Source organism: Echinicola pacifica DSM 19836, assembly GCF_000373245.1.
Lineage (GTDB): Bacteria > Bacteroidota > Bacteroidia > Cytophagales > Cyclobacteriaceae > Echinicola > Echinicola pacifica.
Genome location: NZ_KB890755.1, coordinates 96,543 through 121,479, shown reverse-complemented (window position 1 = coordinate 121,479; position 24,937 = coordinate 96,543). Strand labels below are relative to the sequence as shown.

General features: G+C 45.6%; 12 protein-coding genes. All 12 read left to right on the top strand.

Going from position 1 to position 24,937, the window contains the following annotated elements:
* Positions 1–119 precede the first annotated feature (119 nt).
* On the top strand, positions 120–3,548 hold the full coding sequence (locus B050_RS0116400; protein WP_018475036.1) for a TonB-dependent receptor: 3,429 nt from the start codon (positions 120–122) through the stop codon (positions 3,546–3,548).
* A 21-nt stretch (positions 3,549–3,569) separates the two neighbouring features.
* Positions 3,570–5,234 (top strand): RagB/SusD family nutrient uptake outer membrane protein, encoded by a 1,665-nt coding sequence (locus tag B050_RS0116395; RefSeq protein ID WP_018475035.1) that lies wholly within the window; start codon positions 3,570–3,572, stop codon positions 5,232–5,234.
* A gap of 210 nt (positions 5,235–5,444) precedes the next feature.
* On the top strand, positions 5,445–8,369 hold the full coding sequence (locus tag B050_RS0116390; RefSeq protein ID WP_018475034.1) for a glycosyl hydrolase: 2,925 nt from the start codon (positions 5,445–5,447) through the stop codon (positions 8,367–8,369).
* Positions 8,370–9,018: 649 nt separating this feature from the next.
* Positions 9,019–12,204, top strand: a complete 3,186-nt coding sequence (locus B050_RS22570) for a SusC/RagA family TonB-linked outer membrane protein (protein ID WP_018475033.1) — start codon at positions 9,019–9,021, stop codon at positions 12,202–12,204.
* Positions 12,205–12,222: 18 nt separating this feature from the next.
* Positions 12,223–13,899 (top strand): RagB/SusD family nutrient uptake outer membrane protein, encoded by a 1,677-nt coding sequence (locus tag B050_RS0116380; protein ID WP_018475032.1) that lies wholly within the window; start codon positions 12,223–12,225, stop codon positions 13,897–13,899.
* Positions 13,900–13,983: 84 nt separating this feature from the next.
* Positions 13,984–16,476, top strand: a complete 2,493-nt coding sequence (locus B050_RS0116375; RefSeq protein WP_018475031.1) for a COG1470 family protein — start codon at positions 13,984–13,986, stop codon at positions 16,474–16,476.
* Entirely contained in the window at positions 16,473–17,195 is a 723-nt protein-coding gene (locus B050_RS22965) for an SGNH/GDSL hydrolase family protein (RefSeq protein WP_018475030.1), read from the top strand. The genes B050_RS0116375 and B050_RS22965 overlap by 4 nt, the downstream gene beginning before the upstream one ends.
* Before the next feature lie 130 nt (positions 17,196–17,325).
* Positions 17,326–18,510: a glycoside hydrolase family 88 protein gene (locus B050_RS0116365; RefSeq protein ID WP_018475029.1), complete on the top strand. Its 1,185-nt coding sequence runs from the start codon at positions 17,326–17,328 to the stop codon at positions 18,508–18,510.
* Positions 18,511–18,547: 37 nt separating this feature from the next.
* Positions 18,548–20,209 (top strand): FAD-dependent oxidoreductase, encoded by a 1,662-nt coding sequence (locus B050_RS0116360; RefSeq protein WP_018475028.1) that lies wholly within the window; start codon positions 18,548–18,550, stop codon positions 20,207–20,209.
* Positions 20,210–20,216: 7 nt separating this feature from the next.
* Positions 20,217–21,056, top strand: a complete 840-nt coding sequence (locus tag B050_RS0116355) for a DUF1961 family protein (RefSeq protein WP_205745002.1) — start codon at positions 20,217–20,219, stop codon at positions 21,054–21,056.
* Entirely contained in the window at positions 21,049–22,437 is a 1,389-nt protein-coding gene (locus B050_RS0116350) for an alpha-L-fucosidase (protein ID WP_157492849.1), read from the top strand. The genes B050_RS0116355 and B050_RS0116350 overlap by 8 nt, the downstream gene beginning before the upstream one ends.
* A gap of 76 nt (positions 22,438–22,513) precedes the next feature.
* Positions 22,514–24,883 carry a right-handed parallel beta-helix repeat-containing protein gene (locus B050_RS0116345; protein WP_018475025.1) on the top strand — a complete coding sequence of 790 codons (2,370 nt, stop codon included), beginning with the start codon at positions 22,514–22,516 and terminating at the stop codon, positions 24,881–24,883.
* The last annotated feature ends 54 nt before the right edge of the window (positions 24,884–24,937 follow it).

Sequence of the window (24,937 nt, the reverse complement as noted above, 5' to 3'; positions counted from 1 at the left end):
CCAACCGATTACTATCAGTTGGCTACCATGAATGGTCTTGGGGAAATGGAAAACATTGGGGAATGTGAATTTCCCTGAAGACCAGATTTAATGATTAACTCAATAAACCGATCGAAATTATGAAATTAAAATTACAAAAGACAATCTATATGTTGTCCAAATACTTCCTATACGGATTTTTAATGCAATTATTGGTATTCAATTTTGTATTAGCCACCACGGTTAATGGGCAGTATAAGCTCATTGATGAGGTCGAAGTGCGGGTGAATAAGAAATCTACGAATCTGAATGAGCTATTTAGGATAATAGAAGATCAGAGCCCATTCACCTTTTTGTATGACCATAATGCAGTAGATGGTGAAAATAGGGTGGAGCTGAAAAGTAAGACTGGGACCGTCGAAAACTTCCTGAGGGAAGTCTCTCTACAGACGAACCTGAAATTCAGGCAGGTAAACAACGGCATCGATGTAAAGCCAGGCAGGGAGCAAGCATCGGAGGCGCTACTTTTCCTGCCGATCTCCGGCACTGTAGTGGACGAAAATGGCGAGGCCATTCCTGGTGCTACGATCCTGGAGAAGGGAACTTCCAATGGCACGGCCACAGATATTGATGGTACTTTCAAGTTGGAAGTGGGAGAAGGGGCGGTGTTGATCGTCAGTTTTGTAGGCTATGAGCCGCAGCAGGTGGAAGTAGGCAATCGCTCAGAGATCCATGTGATTCTGGAGTTTGACACGCAATCTCTGGAAGAGGTGGTGGTCATAGGATACGGTACAGCGAGGAGAAAGGATATCTCCGGAGCGGTGGGCACCATAGATTTGGAAGATTCACCGGTCTCTCTATCCCCCAATACCAATGCCCTACAATCACTTCAGGGAAGTATGCCGGGTATCAATGTAGGTACTCAAGCTTCTCCAGGCACTAATCCCAGCATTTTGATTCGGGGCCAAAACTCTATCAATGGCTCGAATACACCTTTGATAGTGGTGGATGGGATAATCTATTTAGGGGATCTTACTGACTTAAATCCTGACGATATAGCCTCCATAGATGTGATGAAAGATGCTTCTTCTGCGGCGGTGTATGGCTCTAGGGCGGCAAATGGGGTGATTGCTATTAGCACCAAAAAAGGTAAAACGCAAAAACCAGTGATCAAATATAATGGATGGATAGGCGCGAATCAGTGGCCTAGTCCCCCCGAGATGATGAACCTGGATCAGTGGACACAGAAATTTGTGGCTCAAAGACCTTCTTTCAATTCCCCAGATGATATAGTCTTTGATGATATTACCCGAAGACGATTATTCGCCCAGGGAGTGGAAACTGACTTTATGGATTTGGTGTCTAGAAATGGGTTTATCCAAAATCATCAAATTGGTGTTTCTGGACGTTCCGAATCCATCAATTATTATTTCTCTGGAGGTTATAATCATAATAATGGAGCGATTGTGGGAGATCAGTATGAGCGTATTTCTGTTCGGTCAAAATTGGATGCTAATATTACTGACTGGCTGGAAGTAGGCCTAGACGGTACGTTTAACAGGAATGATTACTCCGGCATTGGTGCAAACCTAAACTTGGCCTATCTGATGTCCCCTTTTGGGTATCCCTATCGCTGGGATGAGATGCCAGAGAATCCAGGAGGAAGTACAAGTACAAAATTGGAGCGCTATCCTACAGGGTCCTCCATACCTAGCCCACTATGGGGAACGGATGACACCATTCAGGATGAAGATGTTCGTAATTTTTACCGATTGGCCACCTATGCATTTGTTCAAATCCCTACCATTGAAGGCCTTTCTTACCGGTTCAACCTATCATTGAATTCAGATAATGATATCCAAAATCGATTTTACCATGAAGATTATTATGTAGGTGAGCAGCTGGAGCAGCCTTTTATAGATCGATATTCTGCTGCTCAGCTCAGCTTACGATTATCTCAGGCTAATGGATACAATAATATTACCAATCGGTACTCTTATGTAATGGATAATATTATCAATTATAAAAAGAATATCGATAAGCACTATGTGGATCTGACCTTGGTGGCGACACGGGATAGGACCAGAACTAAAGTGACCAAGCTTAATGGGAGTGATTATTCTGAGAATGGCAATACACTTTTGGGATACAATGGCATCCATAAGGCATCGGTGCAGCGAACAGACCTGGACATCACCGAAAGGAGCAATATCGGTTATTTGGGAAGGTTAAATTATGCTTTTGATAATAAATACCATGTGACGGCCACTTTTCGTAGGGATGGGTCCTCCGTATTTGGTAGGGGAAACAAATGGGGTAATTTCCCTTCTTTAGGTTTTGCTTGGACCGTGACCGAGGAGAACTTCGCCAAAAGCCTGGAAGTAATGGACTATCTAAAACTAAAGGCTTCCTATGGCAAAAATGGCAACCAAGGGGTGAGCCCTTATGGTACCTTGGCCTCGGTGAGAAGTGGGAGTGATGGAGGGATTCGTTACGAATTTGGGGATGATCCTTCCCGAATTTTATACGGTGTGCAGCAGTCCAATCTTGGCAGTCCTGATCTAGGCTGGGAGACCACCACCTCCTTCAATGGGGGTTTTCAATCCTCTTGGATGGAAAATAGAGTGTTTTTGGATTTAGATTTTTATTTCTCCAAAACCACCAACCAGATTTTCCAGCGCCAGATACCGATCATGACAGGATTTAGCTCTATCATTTCGAGCTTGGGCCAGGTCGATAATAAGGGGATAGAAGTAAACCTAAGAACGATCAATATCAAAAATGAAAACTTCCGATGGTCTTCTAATTTATTGTATTGGAAAAATAGAAATGAAATTGCCAGTCTTTATGGTGATGACCTCGACGGGGATGGCGTAGAGGATGACGACATCTCAAACAACCTGTTTGTAGGTAAGTCCTTGGGCGCTATTTATGGGTATAAATATATAGGTGTAGTTCAGGCTGCTGATACAGATTATATAGATAATACGGGAGCTGTTCCGGGGGATCCCAAATTTCAAGATCTCAGTGGCCCTGAAGGAGTGCCTGACGGGATTATCACCGCAGATTATGATCGTCAGATCTTAGGCTATAGAAAGGAGAACTTCCGACTGAGCTTAGCAAATACCCTGGAGTATCGCAATTTCAGTTTTTATGTGATGTTTACTGGTGTGTTTGGTGGAGGAAAAGATAATTTCTACCAAAAGGAGAATCCATTGCATAATTCCTTCGGCGATCGATTTGACACAAATGAGGTCAATCATGGCTGGTGGACAGCCGAAAATCAAAGCACTTATTACCTAAGGCCTGATTATGTAGGCAATAGATACCTGGGATTGCAATCCCAAACTTTTGTTAGAATACAGGATGTAAGCCTTTCCTATAGTGTGCCTCGGGATATCCTGGATAAATATAAAATCAATTCATTGGAATTTTATTCTTCAGTAAAAAACCTTCATGTATTCACCGACTGGTTTGGTGGAGGAGATCCTGAAGGTGGCAGACAGGTAAATGCAGGGGCTTACCCTATTCCTAGAACCTATTCTTTAGGTATGAAAGTAAGTTTTTAATCCAAAAATAGATAAAACAAGATGAAAGCTATATATAAAAAACTGATGTTACTACTCCTCATTGGAGGGATGATAGGCTGTGATGATGATGCTTTTCTGACAGAGAAGCCCAAGACCTTCTATACGACGGATAATATATTTTCTTCTGGTGAGCAGGTGGATCAAGTGGTTGTATCCATGTACTCTCGCTTGAGGAGATTCAAGTTTGTAAATGCCCAGATGCAGGGAATCGGTACTGATGTATTGGACGCCCCAGAGTTCAGGATTTCTTCCGCCTTTTCGGATTATACCCGAATCAATTCAGAGAGCTCTCAATTCAGGAATGTTTATGATTTTTACTATGAGTTGATTGCCCTGGCGAATACAGCACTTCAGGCAGCTAGTGATCCGGGAATCACCTTCGAATCGGACCAAAGCAGGAATTATATCCTTGCACAATCCAGGTTTTTCCGGGCCTATGCACATGGGATGCTGGGCGAATTATTTGGAGGAGTGCCTATCGTAACGGAGTTGGCCACGGTGCCCAGATATGATTTTGTTCGGAGTACCAGAGCAGAGACTTATCAGTTTGCCATTGATGAACTGGAGGCGATATTAAATGATCTTCCGGAGACCACTACTCAGTCAGGTCGAATCGTGAGAGGCGCTGCCCAGCATTATTTGAGTGAATTTTACCTGGCACTTGGGACTGAGACGAATGATGTCGCGGCCTTTGACCAATCCATAAAATTCGCCTCTGATGTGATAGATGGCGGAGTATTCAGCCTGATGCAGGAGCGGTTTGGTACACGAAAGGATGAAGAAAATACCGTCACCGGAGGAGCCGATGTGTGGTGGGATCTCTTCAGAATGGGAAACCAAAATTATGCAGATGGAAATATGGAAAGCATCTTTACCTTACAAGTGGATTTTGACGCGTATATCGCAGAAGATGGAGAGGCATTCCTAAATTACCCTAGGTATTTCTCACCAGTATACCGGGCCATTGAGGGATTTGACGGAGTGGATGAGTATGCCGGCGGACGAGGTGTGGCCTTCTACGCCCCATCCCCATTAGTCAAGGATATCATCTGGGAGGAGGATATCTCTCGGGGAGATAACAGGAATGCAGAGCATAATATCAGCAGGATAATTTACTATAATGACCCTAGTTTCCCAGAGCTATTCGGTAAGGTGGTGCCTCAGGAGGTGATCGATGCGACCAATCAAGGTAGTGGTTGGTTATTTCCTATTTTCTTTAAACTTACCACCGATCAGTTTATTGGAAGGGATCAGGGACAAGATAATAGTAATATTTTCCGTGACAAGTATGTGGTCCGATTACCGGAAACGATCCTGCTGAGAGCAGAGGCTTATTTGCGAAAAGGTGAGACTCAGATGGCAGCCGATGATATCAACCTGATCAGAGCAAGGGCGCAGTGCGAGGTGATGGCCAGCGCCGATCAGGTGGACATTGATTATATCCTTGATGAGCGAGCTCGGGAGCTTTTCGTGGAGGAAAGCCGCTGGCATACCCTATTGAGAATGGGAGGCACCGTGGCGGTGGACCGTATTCGGGAATATGCGCTGAACCCTCAGGCAAAAGCCACCCTGACCTTTGATTATAATTTATGGCCTATTCCTCAGACGACCATAGACCGAAACAAAGATATGGTCATGGAACAGAATCCTGGCTGGGCACGCTAAGCCATCCATTAGACAAAGTAGAAAACAGCCTGCCAATTATGGTAGGCTGTTTTTATTCCATTTTCCTTTGGAGATCACCTTTTATAAGCGAGGTGTCCTACTTTGAGTCTTTGGCCTTCCCGCCTTTATGGTTTGAAAGCGGTAGGCTAATTAATGATTCGGTCCTTTGCCTGTAGATAAGTGAATTATACAATAAAACCGGAACTAGCTATGAAGAAAAACCTTGAAACAATATTCTTATTATTCTTTTTACTCCCTATTGGGATGGAGCAACCTCTCTTTGCTCAGGACTATAATCGGTCTCTTTCGGAGCTGAGAGATGATTTTGATGCGCCAGCATCGGACTATGGTGTCAATTGCTGGTGGTGGTGGCTGAACGGTAATGTGGACAAAGCCGCCATTACCAAGGATCTCGAAGCCATGAAGTCCCGCAATTTCCATGGCGCCATGATCTTCGATGCGGGTGGGCACAATCAACGAGGCAATGCCGATATCCCCGAAGGACCACTATATGGTAGTGCGGAGTGGATAGACTTATTTGTATTTGCCTTAGAGGAAGCGGATCGGTTGGACCTGGAAATAGGGTTTAACATCCAGAGTGGATGGAATCTTGGTGGGCCCACCGTAAGTCCGGAATATGCAGCGAAACAGCTGACCTATTCGGAGCTGAAAGTCAATCACCATAACTCGGGCGATCTAATCCTTGCCATGCCTCAGGTCCGCAAAGGGCTGTATGAGGAAGTGGCGGTGCTTGCTTTTCCAATTAGCGAGGAGCATAAGACCCCAGAGCCAATTTTTGACCTGGATCTCAAGCTGGCAGTCCATGAACTGGGAGGCTCAGCTCCTGATTGCAGGTTTCTGCTGGAGAATAATTCCCGGGCTCAAAAACAGGCCCTGTCAGGCGCTTACCTGGTAAACACCACTGAGGTAATAGATCTCAGTGATAAGATGGATGCTGATGGCCTGCTGGATTGGAAGGTGCCAGAAGGAAACTGGGTGGTATTGCGATTTGGATATACTTGTACGGATGCGGAAGTGTCCACTTCGAGTGGCGAGTGGCAGGGCAATGTACTGGATTATATGAATAGAGAAGCCTTTGAGACGTACTGGGGAGAGGTGGTTAATCCAATCCTGGAGGCATCCAGTGAGCACCTTGGCAAGACGCTAAAATATATGGAAACGGATAGCTGGGAATGTGGGGGCATGAACTGGACCTCGGATTTTGGTAAGGAGTTTCAGCATTATAGAGGCTATGAGCTTAAGGAATACCTACCAGTGGTGGCGGGCTATGTGGTGGAAGATATGAATAGTTCACTTTCCTTTTTGGCTGATTTCCGGAAGACCATCGCCGATTTGGTGGCCTATGAGCATTATGCGGTTTTTCAGGAATATGCCCATAAACTAGGAATGGGAATACAGCCAGAGTCTGCAGGGCCACATGCGGGCCCCATGGATGGGATCAAGAATTATGGCTATAATGATATTGTAATGTGTGAATTTTGGTCGCCCTCCCCGCACCGGCCCACACCCGACAAGAGATTCTTTGTAAAGCAGGCTTCTTCGGCAGCTCATATATATGGTAAGCGAATAGTGGGTGCTGAATCCTTCACCACGATAGGGCCACACTGGAATGACGAACTTTGGCATGACCAGAAGCCCGCATTTGACCAAAGCATCTGCTCTGGCTTAAACAGGGTTTATTTTCATACTTTTACTAGCTCACCAGCTTCCATGGGCTTGCCGGGACAGGAGTATTTTGCCGGGACACATGTCAACCCTCAGGTGACTTGGTGGGATCAGTCAGGAGCCTTTGTCGATTATATGCATAGGGTGCAGGCGGTGGTCCAGAACGGGGACTTTGTGGCGGATGTCCTCTATTATTATGGTGATCATGTGCCTAATATTTTCCCCTATAAATATGCAGATCCCGCTGGTGCGCGCTTTGGTTTTGACTATGATGTGACGGACGAAACCATACTAATGCAGCTGCGAGTGGAGGATGGCGCGATTCTCGTTCCCAGCGGCCTGCGCTATCAGGTGCTGGTATTGCCGGATCACCGCATCCTGTCCCTTCAGGCGATAAGAAAGGTGAAGGAATTGCTGGAAGATGGCGCTAGTATTTTGGGTGCTAAGCCTCTTAAGATGGTGAGTCTTACGGATGGCCCTGAAGGGCAAGAGGAATTTCATTATTTGGCAAATCTTATCTGGGGCGAGACTGATGCAGAAAGTGGAGAACATGTCCATGGCAAAGGCAGTATTGCCTGGGGGATGAGCGCTAAGGAGTATCTGCTGGCCCAAGGGCTGAAGGCTGATTTTGGCATTTCAGGAAATGATGAAAATAATTTCGACTATATCCATTACCAAATAGGGGGAAAGGACCTGTATTTTGTCAGCAACCAAACGGAGCAGGCACAGCGGGCTACGGCTCATTTTAGAGTTTCTCAGCGTCAGCCAGAGATCTGGGACCCTTTATCTGGAAAGGTGATGCAGCTGGAGGGCATTGATACGGAGGAGGGTTTAACCTCCCTGCCGCTTTCCTTTGATCCTTATGGCGCTTATTTTGTGGTATTTGATAAGGAAGGCTCCGCCAAGTCTGATGGAAAGAGTGCATTTTATACTTATTCCCTGGCTCAAACTCTCGAAGGGCCTTGGAATGTGGATTTCCCTAAGGAAAAGCATGGGGTTGGGGAGATGAGCGTAGACGCCCTTTTTGATTGGTCCTCCCATCCAAATCCTCAGATAAAGTACTTTTCCGGACCAGCAATTTACACCACTAGTTTTGATACTAAGCTTAAGGCAAAGAAATCTAAGCGGATCTTCCTAGAGCTTAATGAGGTGAAGGATGTGGGGATTGCCGAAGTTACCATCAATGGAGTCGATAAAGGGGTAGTATGGACGAAGCCTTTTCGCGTGGATATCACCGATGAACTTATTGAGGGCACTAATCAGTTGGAGATCAAGGTGGTGAATTCATGGTATAACCGTGTGGCTGGTGAGCAGATGAATGCGGTGGATGATCCCTATACCAGCACCAATATCCGATTGATTCATGATTTCCGTGGCAAAGCCCAGAAAACTATCCCTCTGGAGTCTTCTGGGTTGATTGGGCCAGTTCGTATTATGGAGGGAGAATAAGACTGGTATGATAATACTAATATTTTGAATAAGGCCTGAGCAAATGTTCAGGCCTTTACTTTTGGTAGGGCTATAATCGTCTGCGAGAATCGCTTGCTCAAATAAGCTTAGCTCCTTATAATAAAATAGTGTCTATAAAATTTAAGAGAAAACTCTGGCAGGTAGAGTGGAAGCTGAAGGATGATGCTTAGGGTAGGTGTCAATGTTCTTTATACGATGATTTTTACTTGGTAAAAGCTTTTTAGAGCAAATGATAGAGGGTTAGAGGCTTGGTTTTTTGGTTCAGGCTTTTATAATAATTTGTGGTAAAGTCCAGAAATCCCTGATTTAGGGCGGAAAAGCGATGGCTTGGAGGTGATTTTTACGTTATTTAGAGTTTATTAAAATGTTTTACATAAAATGTAGGGACGATTTTTTGCATTTATTATAAAAATATATAAATTAGAGGACTGTAAAACCATCACGTTTAATAAATCTTAAAATCAAAATAATTTATGGATAGTAATTGTTATAGCAAGTTTTTGTTCGGTTTTGATAAGATCATCAGATCTATTATCAATTTTAAGTGACCTTTATTAAAACCTTTTAGTAAAAGGTTTTAATAAAGGTTTTGAAAATTTATTTAGTTGGAAACAATAAGCCCATTTTCATGAAAACAGAAAATTATACTAAAAGAAAATGCCCGGATAAAAGGGCAATGTGCATGATCCTGATGATGAGCGGAATGGCTTTTCAGGGTGTTACCGCTGCAGAAATCCCTTTCAGCAGCACCAATGAAATCGTCATCTCCACCTTAGAAGAAAGAATCACAGGAACCATAAAGTCTTCCAGTGATGGCTTACCTCTACCGGGAGTAACGGTCAAAGTAAAAGGCACTACCGTGGGTACCGTAACCGATATCGATGGTAAATATGCTATCAACGTGCCCAACGAAAACTCCATATTGGTGTTTTCCTTTGTGGGCTTCGAATCCCAAGAAATTCCCGTTAGCGGAAGATCTATTATCAATGTGGACCTCAGTGAAGACCTGGAAGAACTAGGTGAAGTCGTGGTCGTAGGCTATGGTACCCAAAACAAGGCAAGTGTTAGTGGTGCCATATCTACTATCGGCGAGGATGCCTTCGTAAGTAGAGCCGCCGCCAACCCTCTGGCAGCCCTTCAAGGGCAGGTTTCCGGAATGAGCATTACCCGTACCTCCGGACAGCCTGGTGAGGAAGGATATGATTTCAAAATCCGTGGTCTTACCTCCCTCAATGCCACCGATCCCTTGGTGATCGTGGATGACGTCCCTTATACCAATGCTGACGCTATCTCTTCACTCAACCCTAATGATATCGAATCCATGACGGTATTGAAGGATGCATCTGCCGCTATCTATGGGGCACGTGCCGCCGGCGGAGTGGTATTGATTACCACCAAAAAAGGTAAAGGCGAAAAACCTACCGTGACTTTTAATACCCGCTTTACCGTGAAATCTCCGGGCTTGGACAAAACTCTGACCAACCGCCAGCAATACTTCGAGATGTTCGACGAAGCCTCCGCCAATGATGGCACCGCCAACAGATGGGATAATAACGGCTATGGTGAGTACTTTATCAATGGCTATGACGGGGCCTTATCTCCAACCGTATTTGGTTTTGAATACCCTTATGATCAGACTTTTGCTGATAACAACTGGCAGGATGTCCTCTGGGGAAGCAATTCCATGTGGGCCAATAACCTGAGTATCTCCGGAAGATCTGAAAAGTCAAACTATAGAATCTCCCTCGGTCTTACTGATGACCAGGGGCTGCTGCAGTGGGGAAATAACTCCGTGAAGCGTACCAGCATCCGATCCAACTATGGCATCACCTTGTCTGATAAAGTTAAGATCTCTACGGTCCTGTCTTATGAGCGTGAAAATGTCGTGGAACCTTCACTAATGAATAATGTGCTAGCTGATTTTGACCCACCATTTATCGTTTCCGAAAATCCACTTGGACAGCCTTATTCCTGGATGAATGTGGCCACTCCTAACTGGCTTGCAGAACTGGGTGGTGACAATCGTACGATCAGAAATAGACTTTCTGCCAACTTTAAAATTGAATATGATGCCACCGAAGACCTCAAGCTTGTCGGTGTAGGGGGCGGTAAGTACTGGGCCAATGATAATAAATACTGGGAGAATATCGTACAGTTCTATAATTATGACGGAGTACCTCTGACCACTTTTCCTGCAAGAAGTAAAGCAGGGCAGTCCACAGCAATCACCAACTACTATAACTATACAGGCTATGCAGACTACTCTAAGAAGGTGGGAGAGCATTATTTTGACCTAATGGTGGGTGGATCCTTCGAGAAGCAACAGTATGATAATTTTAGTGCTTATAGATTTGATCTGATTTCTCCTGAGATCCATACGCTAAACACAGGTGCCGCTGATCAGCAATTCAATGATGCCGATGCCTATGACTGGGCCATCGCCTCTGGATTTACCAGACTGAACTATGAATACGATGGTAAATACTTTTTAGAAGCTAATTTTAGGTATGATGGATCATCGAGATTTGCCCCTGGGTATCAGTGGTCAGGCTTTGGTGGTGTGATGGCCTCCTGGAGAATGTCTGAAGAGGATTTTATGAAGAATGTTTCTTTCATTGATAACCTGAAAATCAGAGCTTCTTATGGGTCTGTAGGTAACCAAAGTGGTATCGGGAATTATGATTATATCCCTAGAATCAACTTGAATTCAGTCTATTATCCTTTTGGCGTATCGCCTCAGTTTATCAATTCTGCCACCACCGCAGGGATGGTGAGTTATGATAGAACCTGGGAGCGAGTGATCTCCAAAAACATTGGTATTGACTTCGGGTTTCTCGGCAATAAGCTGACCGGTAGTTTTGATTATTTTATCAAGGACAATCCTAATATGTTGGTGGGAGTCACCTATCCAGACGTATTGGGTGCCAATGCCCCTGATACCAATTCTGGCCACTTGAAGACCTGGGGCTATGAAATTGTATTGGGCTGGAAAGATCGTATCGGAGACTTCAGCTACCATGTGGACCTGATTTACTTTGACAACCGTACCGAATTGCTTTCTATGGAAGGAGCAGATTCATACTCTGCAGGTTTAGTAAAAACCAGAGAAGGCTACCCGATCAACTCGTATTTTGGGTATATGTCTGATGGATATATCACTTCCGAAAATGAATTGGCTGAATACCTGACGCTAGGTGGTGTAAATCAGCAGTTGAAAATGGGAGATGTGAAATATAAGGATTTGGATGGCAATGGAAAGATCAATGTATATGGCGAAAATGGTGAAGAAGGTGATGTGGTCTTCCTGGGAGACTCTGACCCTCATCATAATTTCTCCCTAAACACAGGCTTTAGCTGGAAGAACTTTGATTTTGCAGCAATTTTCCAGGGAGTGGCTAAGCGTGATATCATCCGTGATCCAAACGCCACACTCAGTGCCCCATTCAAAAGATGGTGGAAAAACCAAAACTCTGTTTTCTATAATAATACCTGGACAGAAGAGAATCCTGACGCTCCATACCCAAGGCTGACGCTGAATGGTGGGGTGAGAACATGGAACTATAATGCTTCCGATAGAGTGATTCAAAGTGGTGCTTATATGAGATTGAAAAACTTGATAGTGGGCTATACCCTTCCTCAGGTTTTACTTGACAAAATCAAGGTTCAAAAAGCACGAATCTACTTCAATGGAACTGATATGTGGGAAATCACCGGGATCAAAGATGGATTTGACCCTGAGAAAGCGGTCAATAGCGCTCCATCATATTATCCTTTCTATCGTAGCTATACGGTGGGTCTAGATATCTCTTTCTAAGAAAAAATAATAGTAATCATGAAAACAATCTATAAATATATATTCGTACTTGGTGTGGCTATCAGCATGGGTTCTTGTAGCGAACAGCTAGAGCTATATCCAGAAGCACAACTTTCGGAAGCAACATTTTGGAAGACTGCCGCAGATTTTAAGCAGGCAGCAAACGAATTTTACTTCTATCTGCCCAGGCCTCAGGACCTCACCGCTGTCACCAGTGATTCCGATTTTGAGACCGATGATATCGTGAACGATATCAGTTCGGGGACCAATATTGTACCTACCACTGATGCCCGATGGAGCAGAGCATATTCTCGACTTAGGAATGTCAATATTCTCCTGAGACAGGCCAATAATTATTCAAATCCTCAGGAAATCAGCCAGTTTGTAGGAGAGGGCTATTTGTTTAGAGCCTATTTGAATTTTGATTTGCTTAAGACTTATGGCCAGTTTGTGGTGGTAGATGAGGTGCTAGATGTGGATTCTCCACAGCTTACCGCCGCTCGAAATACCAGAGAAGAATCTGCCAATAGCATTATCACTGATTTGGAAGCAGCGATCCCTTTATTACCTATAGAGAGTGCTATCCCGGATACTGATAAGGGAAGAATGAGTTCTCAGGCAGCTTCTGCATTACTTGCACGAGTGGCTTTGTTTGAGGGAACCTGGCAGAAATTCCGTGGCAATACTGACCGCGCCAATGAATTATTGACCAAGGCAGCCAATGCGGCCAACGCCGTCATTACTGCTGGGGAGCACGAGCTGTTCAAAGGCCTTGGTGATGATAGCTATCGTTACCTATTCGTGATGAATGGGCCGGAAAGTAATCCGGGTGGACTCACCAAAAATGACCTTAGTGAGCACGTGATGGTCGCTAAATATGACCGAATCATCCGGTCGCAGCGTGGTAATATCTCTCATGCCATGACCAGCTATCACTCTTCTCCTACCAAGAAGCTGCTGGATATGTACCTGTGTGAGGATGGCCTGCCGATCAGCCAGTCACCTTTATACAAAGGAGGAAATCCTAATGACCCTGCCATTGACGCAGAATTTAAGAACCGGGATCTCAGATTGTCAAATACCTTCCGGATTCCATTCAATGAATATTGTCCAAAAGGACAGTGTAATATCTACGAACCAATTCTAGGTTCCAATACACTTACTGGTTACAACTGGATTAAATTTGTGAGTTCTGAGGAAATCCAAGACGGTGAAGAAGGATACGACTCTCCGATCATCAGGTATGCTGAGGTGCTTCTGACCTATGCTGAGGCGGTATTTGAAAGAGATGGGATGATTAGCGATGCTGACCTGAACAAGTCCTTGAATGTGGTGAGAGCCCGCGTGGACATGCCTGCCTTAACGAACGCCTTTGTCAATGCCAATGGCTTGGATATGCGTACAGAAATCAGAAGAGAAAGAACCGTGGAGCTCGCCGCAGAAGGCCAGAGGCTTATTGACCTGAAAAGATGGAAAACTGCCGAAGTGGAAATGCCTATGGATATGCTGGGAGTGAAAATAGTAGGCACAAATTATGAAGATGATCCTACTGCGATTTACCCAGGACTGAAAGATGGATACCTTTTATTCCAAGCTGCTTCAACTAGAAACTGGGCAGATAAAAACTACCTCGACCCTATGCCGGAAGATCAGTTAAATCTAAACCCTAACCTGGGCCAAAATCCAGGTTGGTAAAATAAAATTGCTTAACCAAAATACTCTGACCACTCCTCTATAGGTAGTGGTCAGAGCTTGGTTTTATTGATTTATTCCCAAACTATGCTTACTCCCAAAATAACCCTCCGTTTAGGATTACTGCTAAGTTTATGCGTATGGATCAGTCTGCCATGCCTGGGGCAGGAATTCCCTGTGGGGATATCCTCCAAAGCCGGTGATGCAGGAAGTACCATCGAACATCGCATTACCCTAAACAATCCAACAAATCAGTCCCAACAGCTAAGTTTAGCCTTCAATGAGCCCGAAGCACTGGGCTTTACTTATCATATAGAAAACAAAGAAATTACCTTGCCCGCAGGCTCCTCCATGGAGCAAAAAGTCCTGGTGGATATCAATGAAAACTATCCAAAAGGAGCGTATGAAAATGCAAGGCTATTGGTGAAATCAAGGGATGAAAAGCTACTGACTTACTTTGACCTATTTACAGTAAGGTCAAAATCCCACCCATTTTTATTGGTCAATCCAGAGCTTTTACAGGAAGCTGGCATTAAAATAAAGACGGCCCCCTGGGCCAAAGAAAACGCTTTAGAATTAAAAAATCTTGCCGATAATTATGAGGTGCCAAAACGAGAGGTAATCACCAAAGCCCGCCCCACCAAGGTCTGGTCGAGCCTCAATTATTCCCCTCAGGATATGGAAATTGCCTTCAAAGTGGGATTGGCATACAAACTTTTTGGTAATCAGGAGTACCTTGAGAAATTAAAGAAACTAATACTGGAAGTTGCTGATGCAGAGGCAGGCTATCTGTCCATCGGTGCGGCGACCTCCGGGGTACAGGTGCATGAAGGAGGATTTTTTCAATTTTATGCCGCATTATGTGATCTCCTGTATGAGGAGGAGGTATTCTCAGAGCAGGAAAAATCTGATATTGAAAACACCATGAAGCATTTTCTCCATACCAGCAGAGAGCATATGTCCTCTCTGGGGATCATGAATCATCAGGCAAGTGCCAATGTGGGCGCATTGATGGTGGCCTTGTTTCTAGAGGATATAGAGGCGATTCACTTTATGATAAAGGCTGACGGTGGCATGGCAGACCAGATTGGTCGCGGTGTCATGTCCGATGGATGGTGGTTTGAGGGGACTCCCGGCTATTGCTATCTGGTCACTCATAAGTACCTTCTGGCCGCCCAGGCTTTATCCAATTATGGTTGGGATATCTACCATTATCCTTTCCCCTATAAGTATAAAAGTAAGGATTTCGATACAGTGAAGGAAGGCTTTACAGGGATGAAATTTGAAATTTGGGGACCTGTCAAGCAGCCTAGCAGAAGCCTTTCAGATATGGCTCATGCCTATATTCCCATGATGGATAATTCGGCCAATCTGGTGGCGAATAATGACGGAGTGCTGACCTCACCGCATCCATTTTATGAGATTGCTTACCGAGCTTACCGGAGTCCCGAGCTAGCCTGGGTACTGTCTCATTCGGAGCGGGACAGCTGGGAGGCCCTGATGTATGGTATCGATGAGCTCCCGCTTGCCGAAGATCCCCGAATGGCGACCGCCAGCCTTCCCAATGTGGGGTTGACAGCCTTACGAGCTCAAGGAATTAAAGACGATTCAGAAAAACAATTTGAGGTATATACCAAGTATGGAACCCATGGGGGTTGGCATGGCCATTTTGATCGGACTGCCCTCTTGGATATCAATAAGGATGGACATCATTATTTTGGGACCGAAATGGCCTGGTTTGGCTATGGAAGCCCGGGGTATAAGGAATTTGTACAGACCTCCGCTGCTCATAATATGGTGGTGGTGGACGAAATGCAACAAGAAGCAATTCCTGCATATCAGGTGATGCTATACAGCGGACAACTGCTGCAAGCCAATATGATAGAGGTTAGGGCCAGGTGGAGGGAGATTCCTACCTTTAATATCGATAAATTTCCCCCTTGGGATGATAAGGATTACCTGCCAGAACACAGTCCAGTATTTCAGCGAAGACTTACGGTGCTGACTGATGACTACCTTATTTTAGCGGATTTTATGGAAGCGGAGGAAAGCAGGACCTATGACTGGCTTTTCCACCCTGTCGGTTTCAGGGACATTCAGAGGGCATCGCCGAAGGGAGGCTTGCTGGATTCGGTAAGCACCGATCATAGCAGTCCTTATAAGTATTTCAGTCAGGGCCAATGGTATTCCTTCGGAGATAGGGCTAGGCTGAGTTTTGAAGATCAGGGGCATGCGATGGATCTGCATACCTTATGGCCAAAGGAAGGTACTTCCATGCTCGCCACCTATGCCAATGGGGGCAAGCAAAGGGACATCAGGAATAACCCTGATAGGAGAACTTACCTGATTCGGGAAGAAGGCACACAAGCCGTTTTTATTAATTTGATAGAGCCTCATTCTGGTGCAGCGCAGGTGGAGAGTATCAGCAATGATAATCCAGAGCAAATAATGGTGAAGATGAAAGATGGGAGCCAGCATATCATTAAGATCAGGAACTTACAAAACCCAAAAGCACCTGTCACCGTGGACTTTACCAAAATAGCCAAAGATGGAAGCCAGCAGACCGAAACAGCACAATGATCAGTAAAGGATGGATAGTAATAGCGCTGTGGGCTGCGTCTATCCAGCATATGAATGCCCAAGGTTCAGGTAAATGGCTGAATGCAGGCCAGAGTGGCAATACTTCGCGAGACCTGCTCGATCGTGTAGACCATGATGTCTTGGCCTTTCATCCCGACTGGGTGATCATAATGGTGGGGACCAATGATATGTTGAATTCGAAGAAAAGAGTTTCATTGGAGGATTACACCGATAATTTGATGGAAATCACGCGGCGAATTTCCTCCAATGGCAGCACAATAATCCTGATGAGCCCACCGCCCGTGGATGAGATTTATCTTCGGCAGCGCCATCCTGGAGATTCCGCCGATATCGCCCCAAATGACAGAATTGACGCGGTGCGTATGCGGATGAAGCAACTGGCGGTGGATTCAGGCTATTATTATTTTGACCTAAATAAAGCCTTCTCCGATAGAAACCTTCCCGCTCACAATTCGGATTTATTTATCCGTAACAAATACAATAGCGGGCTGGAAGATGGAGTCCATCTCACCAGTTTGGGATATAGATTTATGGCAAGCGCATTATATCAATTTATAAAAAAGGAGACTGCGATGACTGAGGATCAGTCAGTACTGTGTTTTGGGGATTCATTGACCAAAGGAGTGGGTGATCAGCAGAGAGCAGAGGACAGTCTCGGTGGATATCCCGGATATCTACGTGAATTCTTGGGGCAGTAATCTATCATTTCTGCAAATTCTTTTTTATATTAAATCGATTTAGTAAAAACATCTATTTTACCTGGCTTTGATTGGGGAAAATAGGGCGGGGAAGATTAAAATAAACTCATAAATAACCAAAACCTATAGAATGCAAAATTTAGTAAAGCCTTTTAGAATCTTATTGCTAGCGATAGGCTGCGTTGGACTGCTCAGCATGGCTAGTACCAAACTGAATACCGATAAAGTGCTGGAATACTGTATCGGAAAGGTGAAGGGAAGCCTACCTTTTTTGGAGACGTATGACCTGTTTCCTAGGAATATTCCTGAGGGCCAGCAGCATTGGGAGAGCACCAAAGTGACCGGTTGGACCAGCGGATTTTGGCCCGGGGTATTATGGTATAGTTATGAGTTTAGCCAAGATGAATCCTTAAAGGAGGAGGCTGAAAAGTACACGGAGGCCTTAGAGATAATCTCCAAAAGCCCTGCAAACGATCATGATATTGGTTTTATGATGTATTGCAGCTATGGTAATGGCTATAGGCTGACGGGCAATCCTAAGTATAAGGAGGTTTTGCTAGCCTCAGCAGACACCTTAGCCACCTTATACAATCCGGTGGTGGGGACCATTCACTCCTGGCCAAGCAAGCCTCAGTACCCTCATAATACCATCATCGATAATATGATGAATTTAGAGCTACTGTATTGGGCGGCAAAGAATGGAGGCGACCGCGAGCTAGCAGATATAGCGACCCGCCATGCGGAAGTATCCATGGAAAACCTGATAAGAGATGATTATTCCATCTACCACCTGGCCTCATTTGATGATGTCACGGGGGAATTTTTAGAGGGCAAGACCCACCAAGGCTATGCTGATGAGTCCATGTGGGCTAGGGGCCAAACCTGGGGGATCTATGGATTTACCATCTGCTATCGCGAGACCCAAGAGGAGAAATTTCTGGAAACTGCCCAGAAGCTAGCGGATCACTTTATTGAACGCCTGCCAAAGGACAAGGTGCCCTACTGGGATTTTGATGATCCCGACATCCCTAATGTTCCTAAGGATGCTTCTGCAGCGGCCATTGCGTCCTCGGCATTATTAGAGCTTTCTCAATTGGTCCATGATAAAAAGAAGGAAAAAGAATACCAAAAAGTAGCCATCAGCCTATTGACGGAGCTGTCCACGGACCGCTATCTGGCTGGGGATAAGAATGACGCTATTTTGCTACATTCCACTGGGCATATGCCGAAAAAGTCCGAAGTAGATGTACCCATCGTCTATGCCGACTATTATTTTATGGAAGCCCTTCTCAAGCTGAAGAAAATGGGACTTTGATCAAATTAATTAGCAAGCCTTAATAATCGCTTTCGATATGAAAAAATACCTTTTAGGATTAGTATTATTTTTGACCCTAAACTATACCAGCCATGCTCAGTCTGCAAATCCTGCAAAGACAAAATCTGCCGATGTAATCATCTATGGGGGGACCTCCGCCGCGGTGGTGGCAGCAGTGCAAGTGCGGAAGATGGGTAAGTCCGTCATCATCGTATCACCCGATCGCCATCTGGGTGGCCTATCTTCCGGTGGGCTGGGCTTTAGCGATACCGGAAATAAAGAGGTAATCGGCGGGCTTTCCCGTGAGTTTTATCAGCGCATCTATGATTACTACCAGTCCGATGATAGCTGGAACTGGCAGAAGAAATCGGAATATGGCAATAAAGGCCAAGGAACAGTGGCCATGGATGGGGATAAGCGTACCATGTGGATTTTTGAACCGCATATTGCAGAGCAAGTTTTTGAGGATTTTATTGCCGATTATTCCATAGAAATCTATAAGGATGAATGGCTCGATCGGGACCATGGAGTACAGGTCATCGACGGAAGCATCCAGTCGATCCAAACGCTCAGTGGTGCTGAATATACCGGCAAGATGTTCATAGATGCCACCTATGAGGGAGACCTGATGGCCAGCGCCGGCGTGTCCTATACCGTGGGCAGAGAGTCCAATGAGCGCTATGGCGAAAACTGGAATGGCGTGCAGACCGGAGTACTTCATCATGACCATTGGTATAAGAAAGATATATCCCCTTATGTGGTCCCTGGTGATCCGCTCAGTGGAGTATTGCCACTTATCTCCGTGGAGGATCCCGGGCAAAAAGGCGAGGGAGACCATCGCATCCAAGCCTATTGTTTTCGGCTGTGCATGACCGACCTGCCAGAGAATAGACTGCCTTTCCCCAAACCAGAAAACTATGATCCTTCCCAATATGAACTCATGCTTCGGGTATTCCAATCGGGGTGGAGAGAGACTTTTACGAAGTTTGACCCTATACCTAATAAGAAAACAGATACCAATAATCATGGGCCATTTAGCAGTGATAATATTGGAAAAAATTACGATTACCCAGATGCGAGTTATGCCCGAAGAAGGGAGATCATAAAGCAGCATGAGGACTACCAAAAAGGTATGCTTTATTTCATGGCTAATGACCCTCGTATGCCTAAAGACGTGCAGGACGAGGTGAAGCAATGGGGCTTGGCAAAGGATGAGTTTACCGATAATAACCATTGGCCTCATCAGCTTTATATCCGTGAGGCTCGCCGCATGCAGGGCGAATATGTGCTTACCGAGCATGACGTCACCTTGGCCTATAATACCCCCAAATCTATTGGAATGGGCTCCTATACCATTGACTCGCATAATGTACAGCGGTATATCAAGCCTGATGGCTATGTGCAGAATGAAGGGGATCTAGGGGTACACCTCAAAGGACCGTATAAGATAGGACTTGGGACTATTTTGCCGAAGGAAAATGAATGCAAAAATCTTTTGGTGCCAGTATGCGTCTCCGCTTCCCATACCGCTTTTGGCTCGGTGCGGATGGAGCCTGTGTTTATGATTTTGGGACAGAGTGCCGCCACCGCCGCCGTATTGAGTATGGAAAATAAAGTGAGCCTGCATCAGCTGGATTATGAGCTGCTGAAGAGCAAACTTCAGGAAGACGGGCAGGTGCTAAACTATAAAGAAGATTAAAATTACTATGCGAAATAAGCCAACTATGCTCAGGAGCAGCCAGCCTTTACTCTATGTTTTATTTGCCCTGCTGCTAGGAAGTTGTGGGACAAAGAAAAACAATGAGCAGGAGAAGGACCAAGTGAAGGCCAGCGGGACGGACTGGACACTCCAGATGGAGGATTCGGGGATGGAGGACTATCGCGCACATTGGTTCCTGGATGGAGAGCTGGCGCAAATCGAGCATACAGATAAAGGAATGGCCTTCAGTGCCGGTCCTACCAATCTGGATGATGCTCATCACGCAGTGCTCTGGACAAGGGAGTCCTTTGCCGGGGATGTGAAAATCCGCTATGACTATACCCGTTTAGACTCACAGATTATCAATGTAAATATCCTCTATATTCAGGCGACAGGCACAGGGGAGGAGGGATTTGATAAAGACATTAGTCAGTGGAATGAGGCCCGTAAAGTACCTGCCATGAGTACTTATTGGAAGAATATGAACCTGCTTCACGTCAGCTATGCGGCCTTCCCCATGGTCAATGAGGACCCGACCAATGATTATATTCGGATACGCAGGTACCCAGCACCGACGGTGGAGGAATTTAGAAAAACGGAGATTCCACCCTCCTACGAGCGCACCGGGCTTTTCTTGCCTGGGGTAAGTTATCAGTTGACCTGGGTCAAGACCGATAAGGAACTTAGCCTAAGCGTGGTCGGTGATGGACGGGAGGAATACTTCTCCTGGGATCTCTCCAGTGCAGCGCCAGTAAGAGAGGGGCGGATAGGCTTGCGGCATATGTTTACCCGCTCAGCGGCTTACAGAAATATTGAAATTTATACTAAAATGAATACTAATGATTAAGAAAACCTTACTACATCTAATGGTATTGGCACTTGTAGTACAATCTGCCTGTACCCAGAATAAGTCTGAAAACGCAGATCATGAAGCTGCTGCGATGGCCTCTACCGAGAAACTCCCCGATGAGGAGCGTATGGAATGGTGGAGAGATGCCAGTTTTGGGATGTTTATCCACTGGGGATTATACTCCATTCCTGCGGGGATATATAAGGGAGATACGGTACGAGGAAATGCCGAGTGGATCATGGATAAGCTGGATATTCCGGTGGAAGAATATGAGGAATTTGCCGGGCAGTTTAATCCCGTAAAATTCGATGCTGATCAATGGGTAAAAATAGCCAAGGATGCCGGAATGAAGTATATCGTGATCACCACCAAGCACCATGACGGTTTCTGCCTATGGGATTCGGAGGTGACCGATTATGATATTATGGATGCCAGCCCGTTTAAGAGAGATATTCTTGCCGAGCTCGCCGAGGCCTGCAAAAAAGAAGATATCAAGCTGTGCTTCTACCACTCCATCGTCGATTGGCATCATCCAGATGCTCAAGCTCCCCTTTATCCTAATTATAATGCGGGCCAAAGAGATTCTACCGTCTTTAACCCCGACTTTCCTAAATATTATGAAAACTACCTGAAACCTCAGGTGAAGGAACTGCTTACCAACTATGGTGATGTGGGCGTCGTATGGTTTGATGGCGACTGGATTCCTGATTATACCACCGAAATGGGGAAGGAGCTATATAGTTTTATACGGGATATTCAGCCAAATACCATCGTGAACAACCGCGTGGATAAGGGCCGTACAGGGATGAGCGGAATGAACAAATCAGGAACCTTTGCAGGGGATTTTGGTACGCCAGAGAAGGAAATTCCTGACACTGGAATACCGGGTGTGGACTGGGAATCCTGCCTTACCATGAACAATACCTGGGGCTTCAAGTCGGTGGATCATAACTGGAAGAGCTCTGAGACACTCATCAGAGATTTGGTGGATATCGTATCCAAAGGCGGTAATTTGCTGCTCAATGTGGGGCCTACCTCCGAGGGAGAGATTCCGGGGCCAAGTGTGGAGCGACTGGAAGATATGGGCGCTTGGATCAAGGAAAATGGAGAATCCATCTATGGTGCCAAGTCCAGTCCATATGAAAAGCCTGACTGGGGACGATACACCACCAAAGATGGGGTGATTTACGCACATGTATTTGACATCCCCGCAGGCGGCAAGGTAACGCTGAATGCCGATATAGCTGTGGACAAGGTGGAATTATTGGTTTCCCCTTCCTCAAAACTAAGCTATGATGAAGCTAGCCACAGCCTTAGCCTTCCTAGCGATCTGCCAGCCTCTGAGGTGACGGTAATTAAGATTGACCTTAAGAAATAAGTAATAATTATAGTATCATTTCAGAAAGCTTATCATGCTTTTTGAAATGATACTTTCCATTTAGCCCAACCACAAAATGACCAAAACCTGGCCTTCAATTTTTCTACTTATACTCCTGTCCTCCTTTGTCCTGAGCACGGGGTGCTCGGAGGATCCCGCTCATATTTATATTGGTAAGCAAGGGGCGGATCCCGCAGATGGAACCAGGGAGGCACCTTTCAAGCTTTTTTCACAGGCCTTGGACCATGCTCGCAGCCTGAAGGCTGAGCAGTCAAAAAAGGAAATAATTCTTCATGTGCTTCCCGGAGAATACCAATTAGAAGAATCCTTGCTTATCGGTCCGAAACTCAGCGGGCTGAAGATCATAGGAGAAGACGCCGGGTTAGTAACGCTCTCAGGCGCAAAGAAATTAAACCTGCAATGGAAGCAGGATTCGACGGGCATATATAGCGCCGCACTGGCGGAAGACCGTCAGTTTGATCAATTTATTGTCAATGGTAGCCCGCAGATTTTAGCTCGCTATCCCAACTTCGATGAGAATGGTGGCGACTGGCAGGGGCATGCTGCTGACGCCCTGTCTCCGGAGCGAGTACAGTCATGGAAGAATCCCAAAGGTGGTTTTTTCCATGCCATGCATAGAGGTCGATGGGGAGGATTTCATTATGAAATTACTGGCGTCAGTGAAGAGGGAGAAGTGGAGTGGACCGGGGGATTTCAAAACAACCGCCCTTCAGCGCCCCATGAGAAATTCAGGATGGTGGAAAATATCTTTGAGGAGCTGGACAGCCCTGGCGAGTGGTTTTATGATCAGGAGGCGGGCATGCTTTATTTTTGGCCGCAGGAGGGGATGGAATTGGATCATTCCACCTTTGAGATCGCCAGACTGGATGATCTGATCCAGATAGTGGGCACGGAGGAGAATCCGGTGCGCAATATTGAAGTGGAGGGGATCACCTTTAAGTACACCCGCAGGACTTTTATGAAAGAATATGAACAGCTGCTCAGGAGTGATTGGTCCATCTACCGTGGAGCCGCCTTATTCGTGGAAGGTGCCGAGCACTGCCGGATTACCGCCTGTGAGTTTACCGACCTCGGTGGCAATGTCATCATGGTGAGTGGCTATAATCGTAATATCACCATTTCCAAAAATCATATTCACGATAGTGGCGCCTCGGCTATATCCTTTGTGGGGAAAGCCTCGGCGGTGAGGTCGCCCAGTTTTACCTATACTGAATATGTGCCGCTATCAGAGATGGACACCGTGTCTGGCCCTCAGACCAACGAATATCCCAAAAACTGCCTGGCGGATAATAACCTAATCTACCGTATTGGGCGTTTGGAAAAGCAGGCTGCGGGGGTTCAGATCGCCATGGCGATGGATATCACCGTGAGCCATAATAGCATCTATGATGTTCCTCGTGCCGGCATCAATATCGGCGATGGCACCTGGGGAGGGCATGTCATTTCTTATAATGATGTGTTTAATACCGTAATGGAAACCGGTGACCATGGCTCTTTCAATTCCTGGGGTAGGGATCGATTTTGGCACCCAAACCGGGGTGTGATGGACAGCCTGACCACTGCCCGCCGATCGATGGTGGCCTGGGATGCGATCCGCACCACTACCATTAATAATAACCGCTTCAGATGTGACCATGGCTGGGATATCGACCTGGATGATGGCTCCTCCAATTACCATATCTATAATAACCTGTGCCTGAATGGCGGGATAAAATTGAGAGAAGGATTTGATAGGCTGGTAGAGAATAATATTATGATTAATAATGGCTTTCATCCTCATGTATGGTTCGCCAATTCTGAGGATGTGTTCAAAAACAATATTGTGATGACCACGCACCAGGATGTACGACTGAAAGGATGGGGGAAGGAAGTGGATCAAAATTTCTTTACCAATGAAGAGGCCTTGATCGTCACCCAAGCCAAAGGGGTAGATGCCTCCAGTAGTTATTTCGAAGCAGAATTTGCAGATCCCAAAAGTCTAAACTATACGCTTCCAGCGGATTCGGAGCCGATCAAGCAGGGATTTAATAATTTCCCAATGAATGAGTTTGGCGTGCAGCTACCTGCACTTAAGAAGATCGCCAAAACACCTGAGGTTCCTGCGATAGAGGCGGGGATGCAAGGAGGAATACAAGCTTCTAATACCATATTATGGAAGGGGATGAAATTGAAATCCATAGAAACTATGGCTGAGCAATCTGCCTCAGGGCTGAGAGAGATCGCCGGAGTGCTCGTGATGAAAGTTATGGACCGCCAAGCTCAAAGTCTCCAACTCAAAGAAAATGATGTGATCCTTAAGGTGGCTGATCATAAGATCAATACAATAGAAGACTTGCAAGCTCTCGACTGGAAGGCTATAGAATCCTCCAAAGGGGAAATAACCGTGATGAGAAACCAAGTAGAAACCACCTTAAAACTCAAATGATGATTGACCCTAAATCTATGGCTTTAAAGGCCTCTATGCCCAAAAAATGCAAGC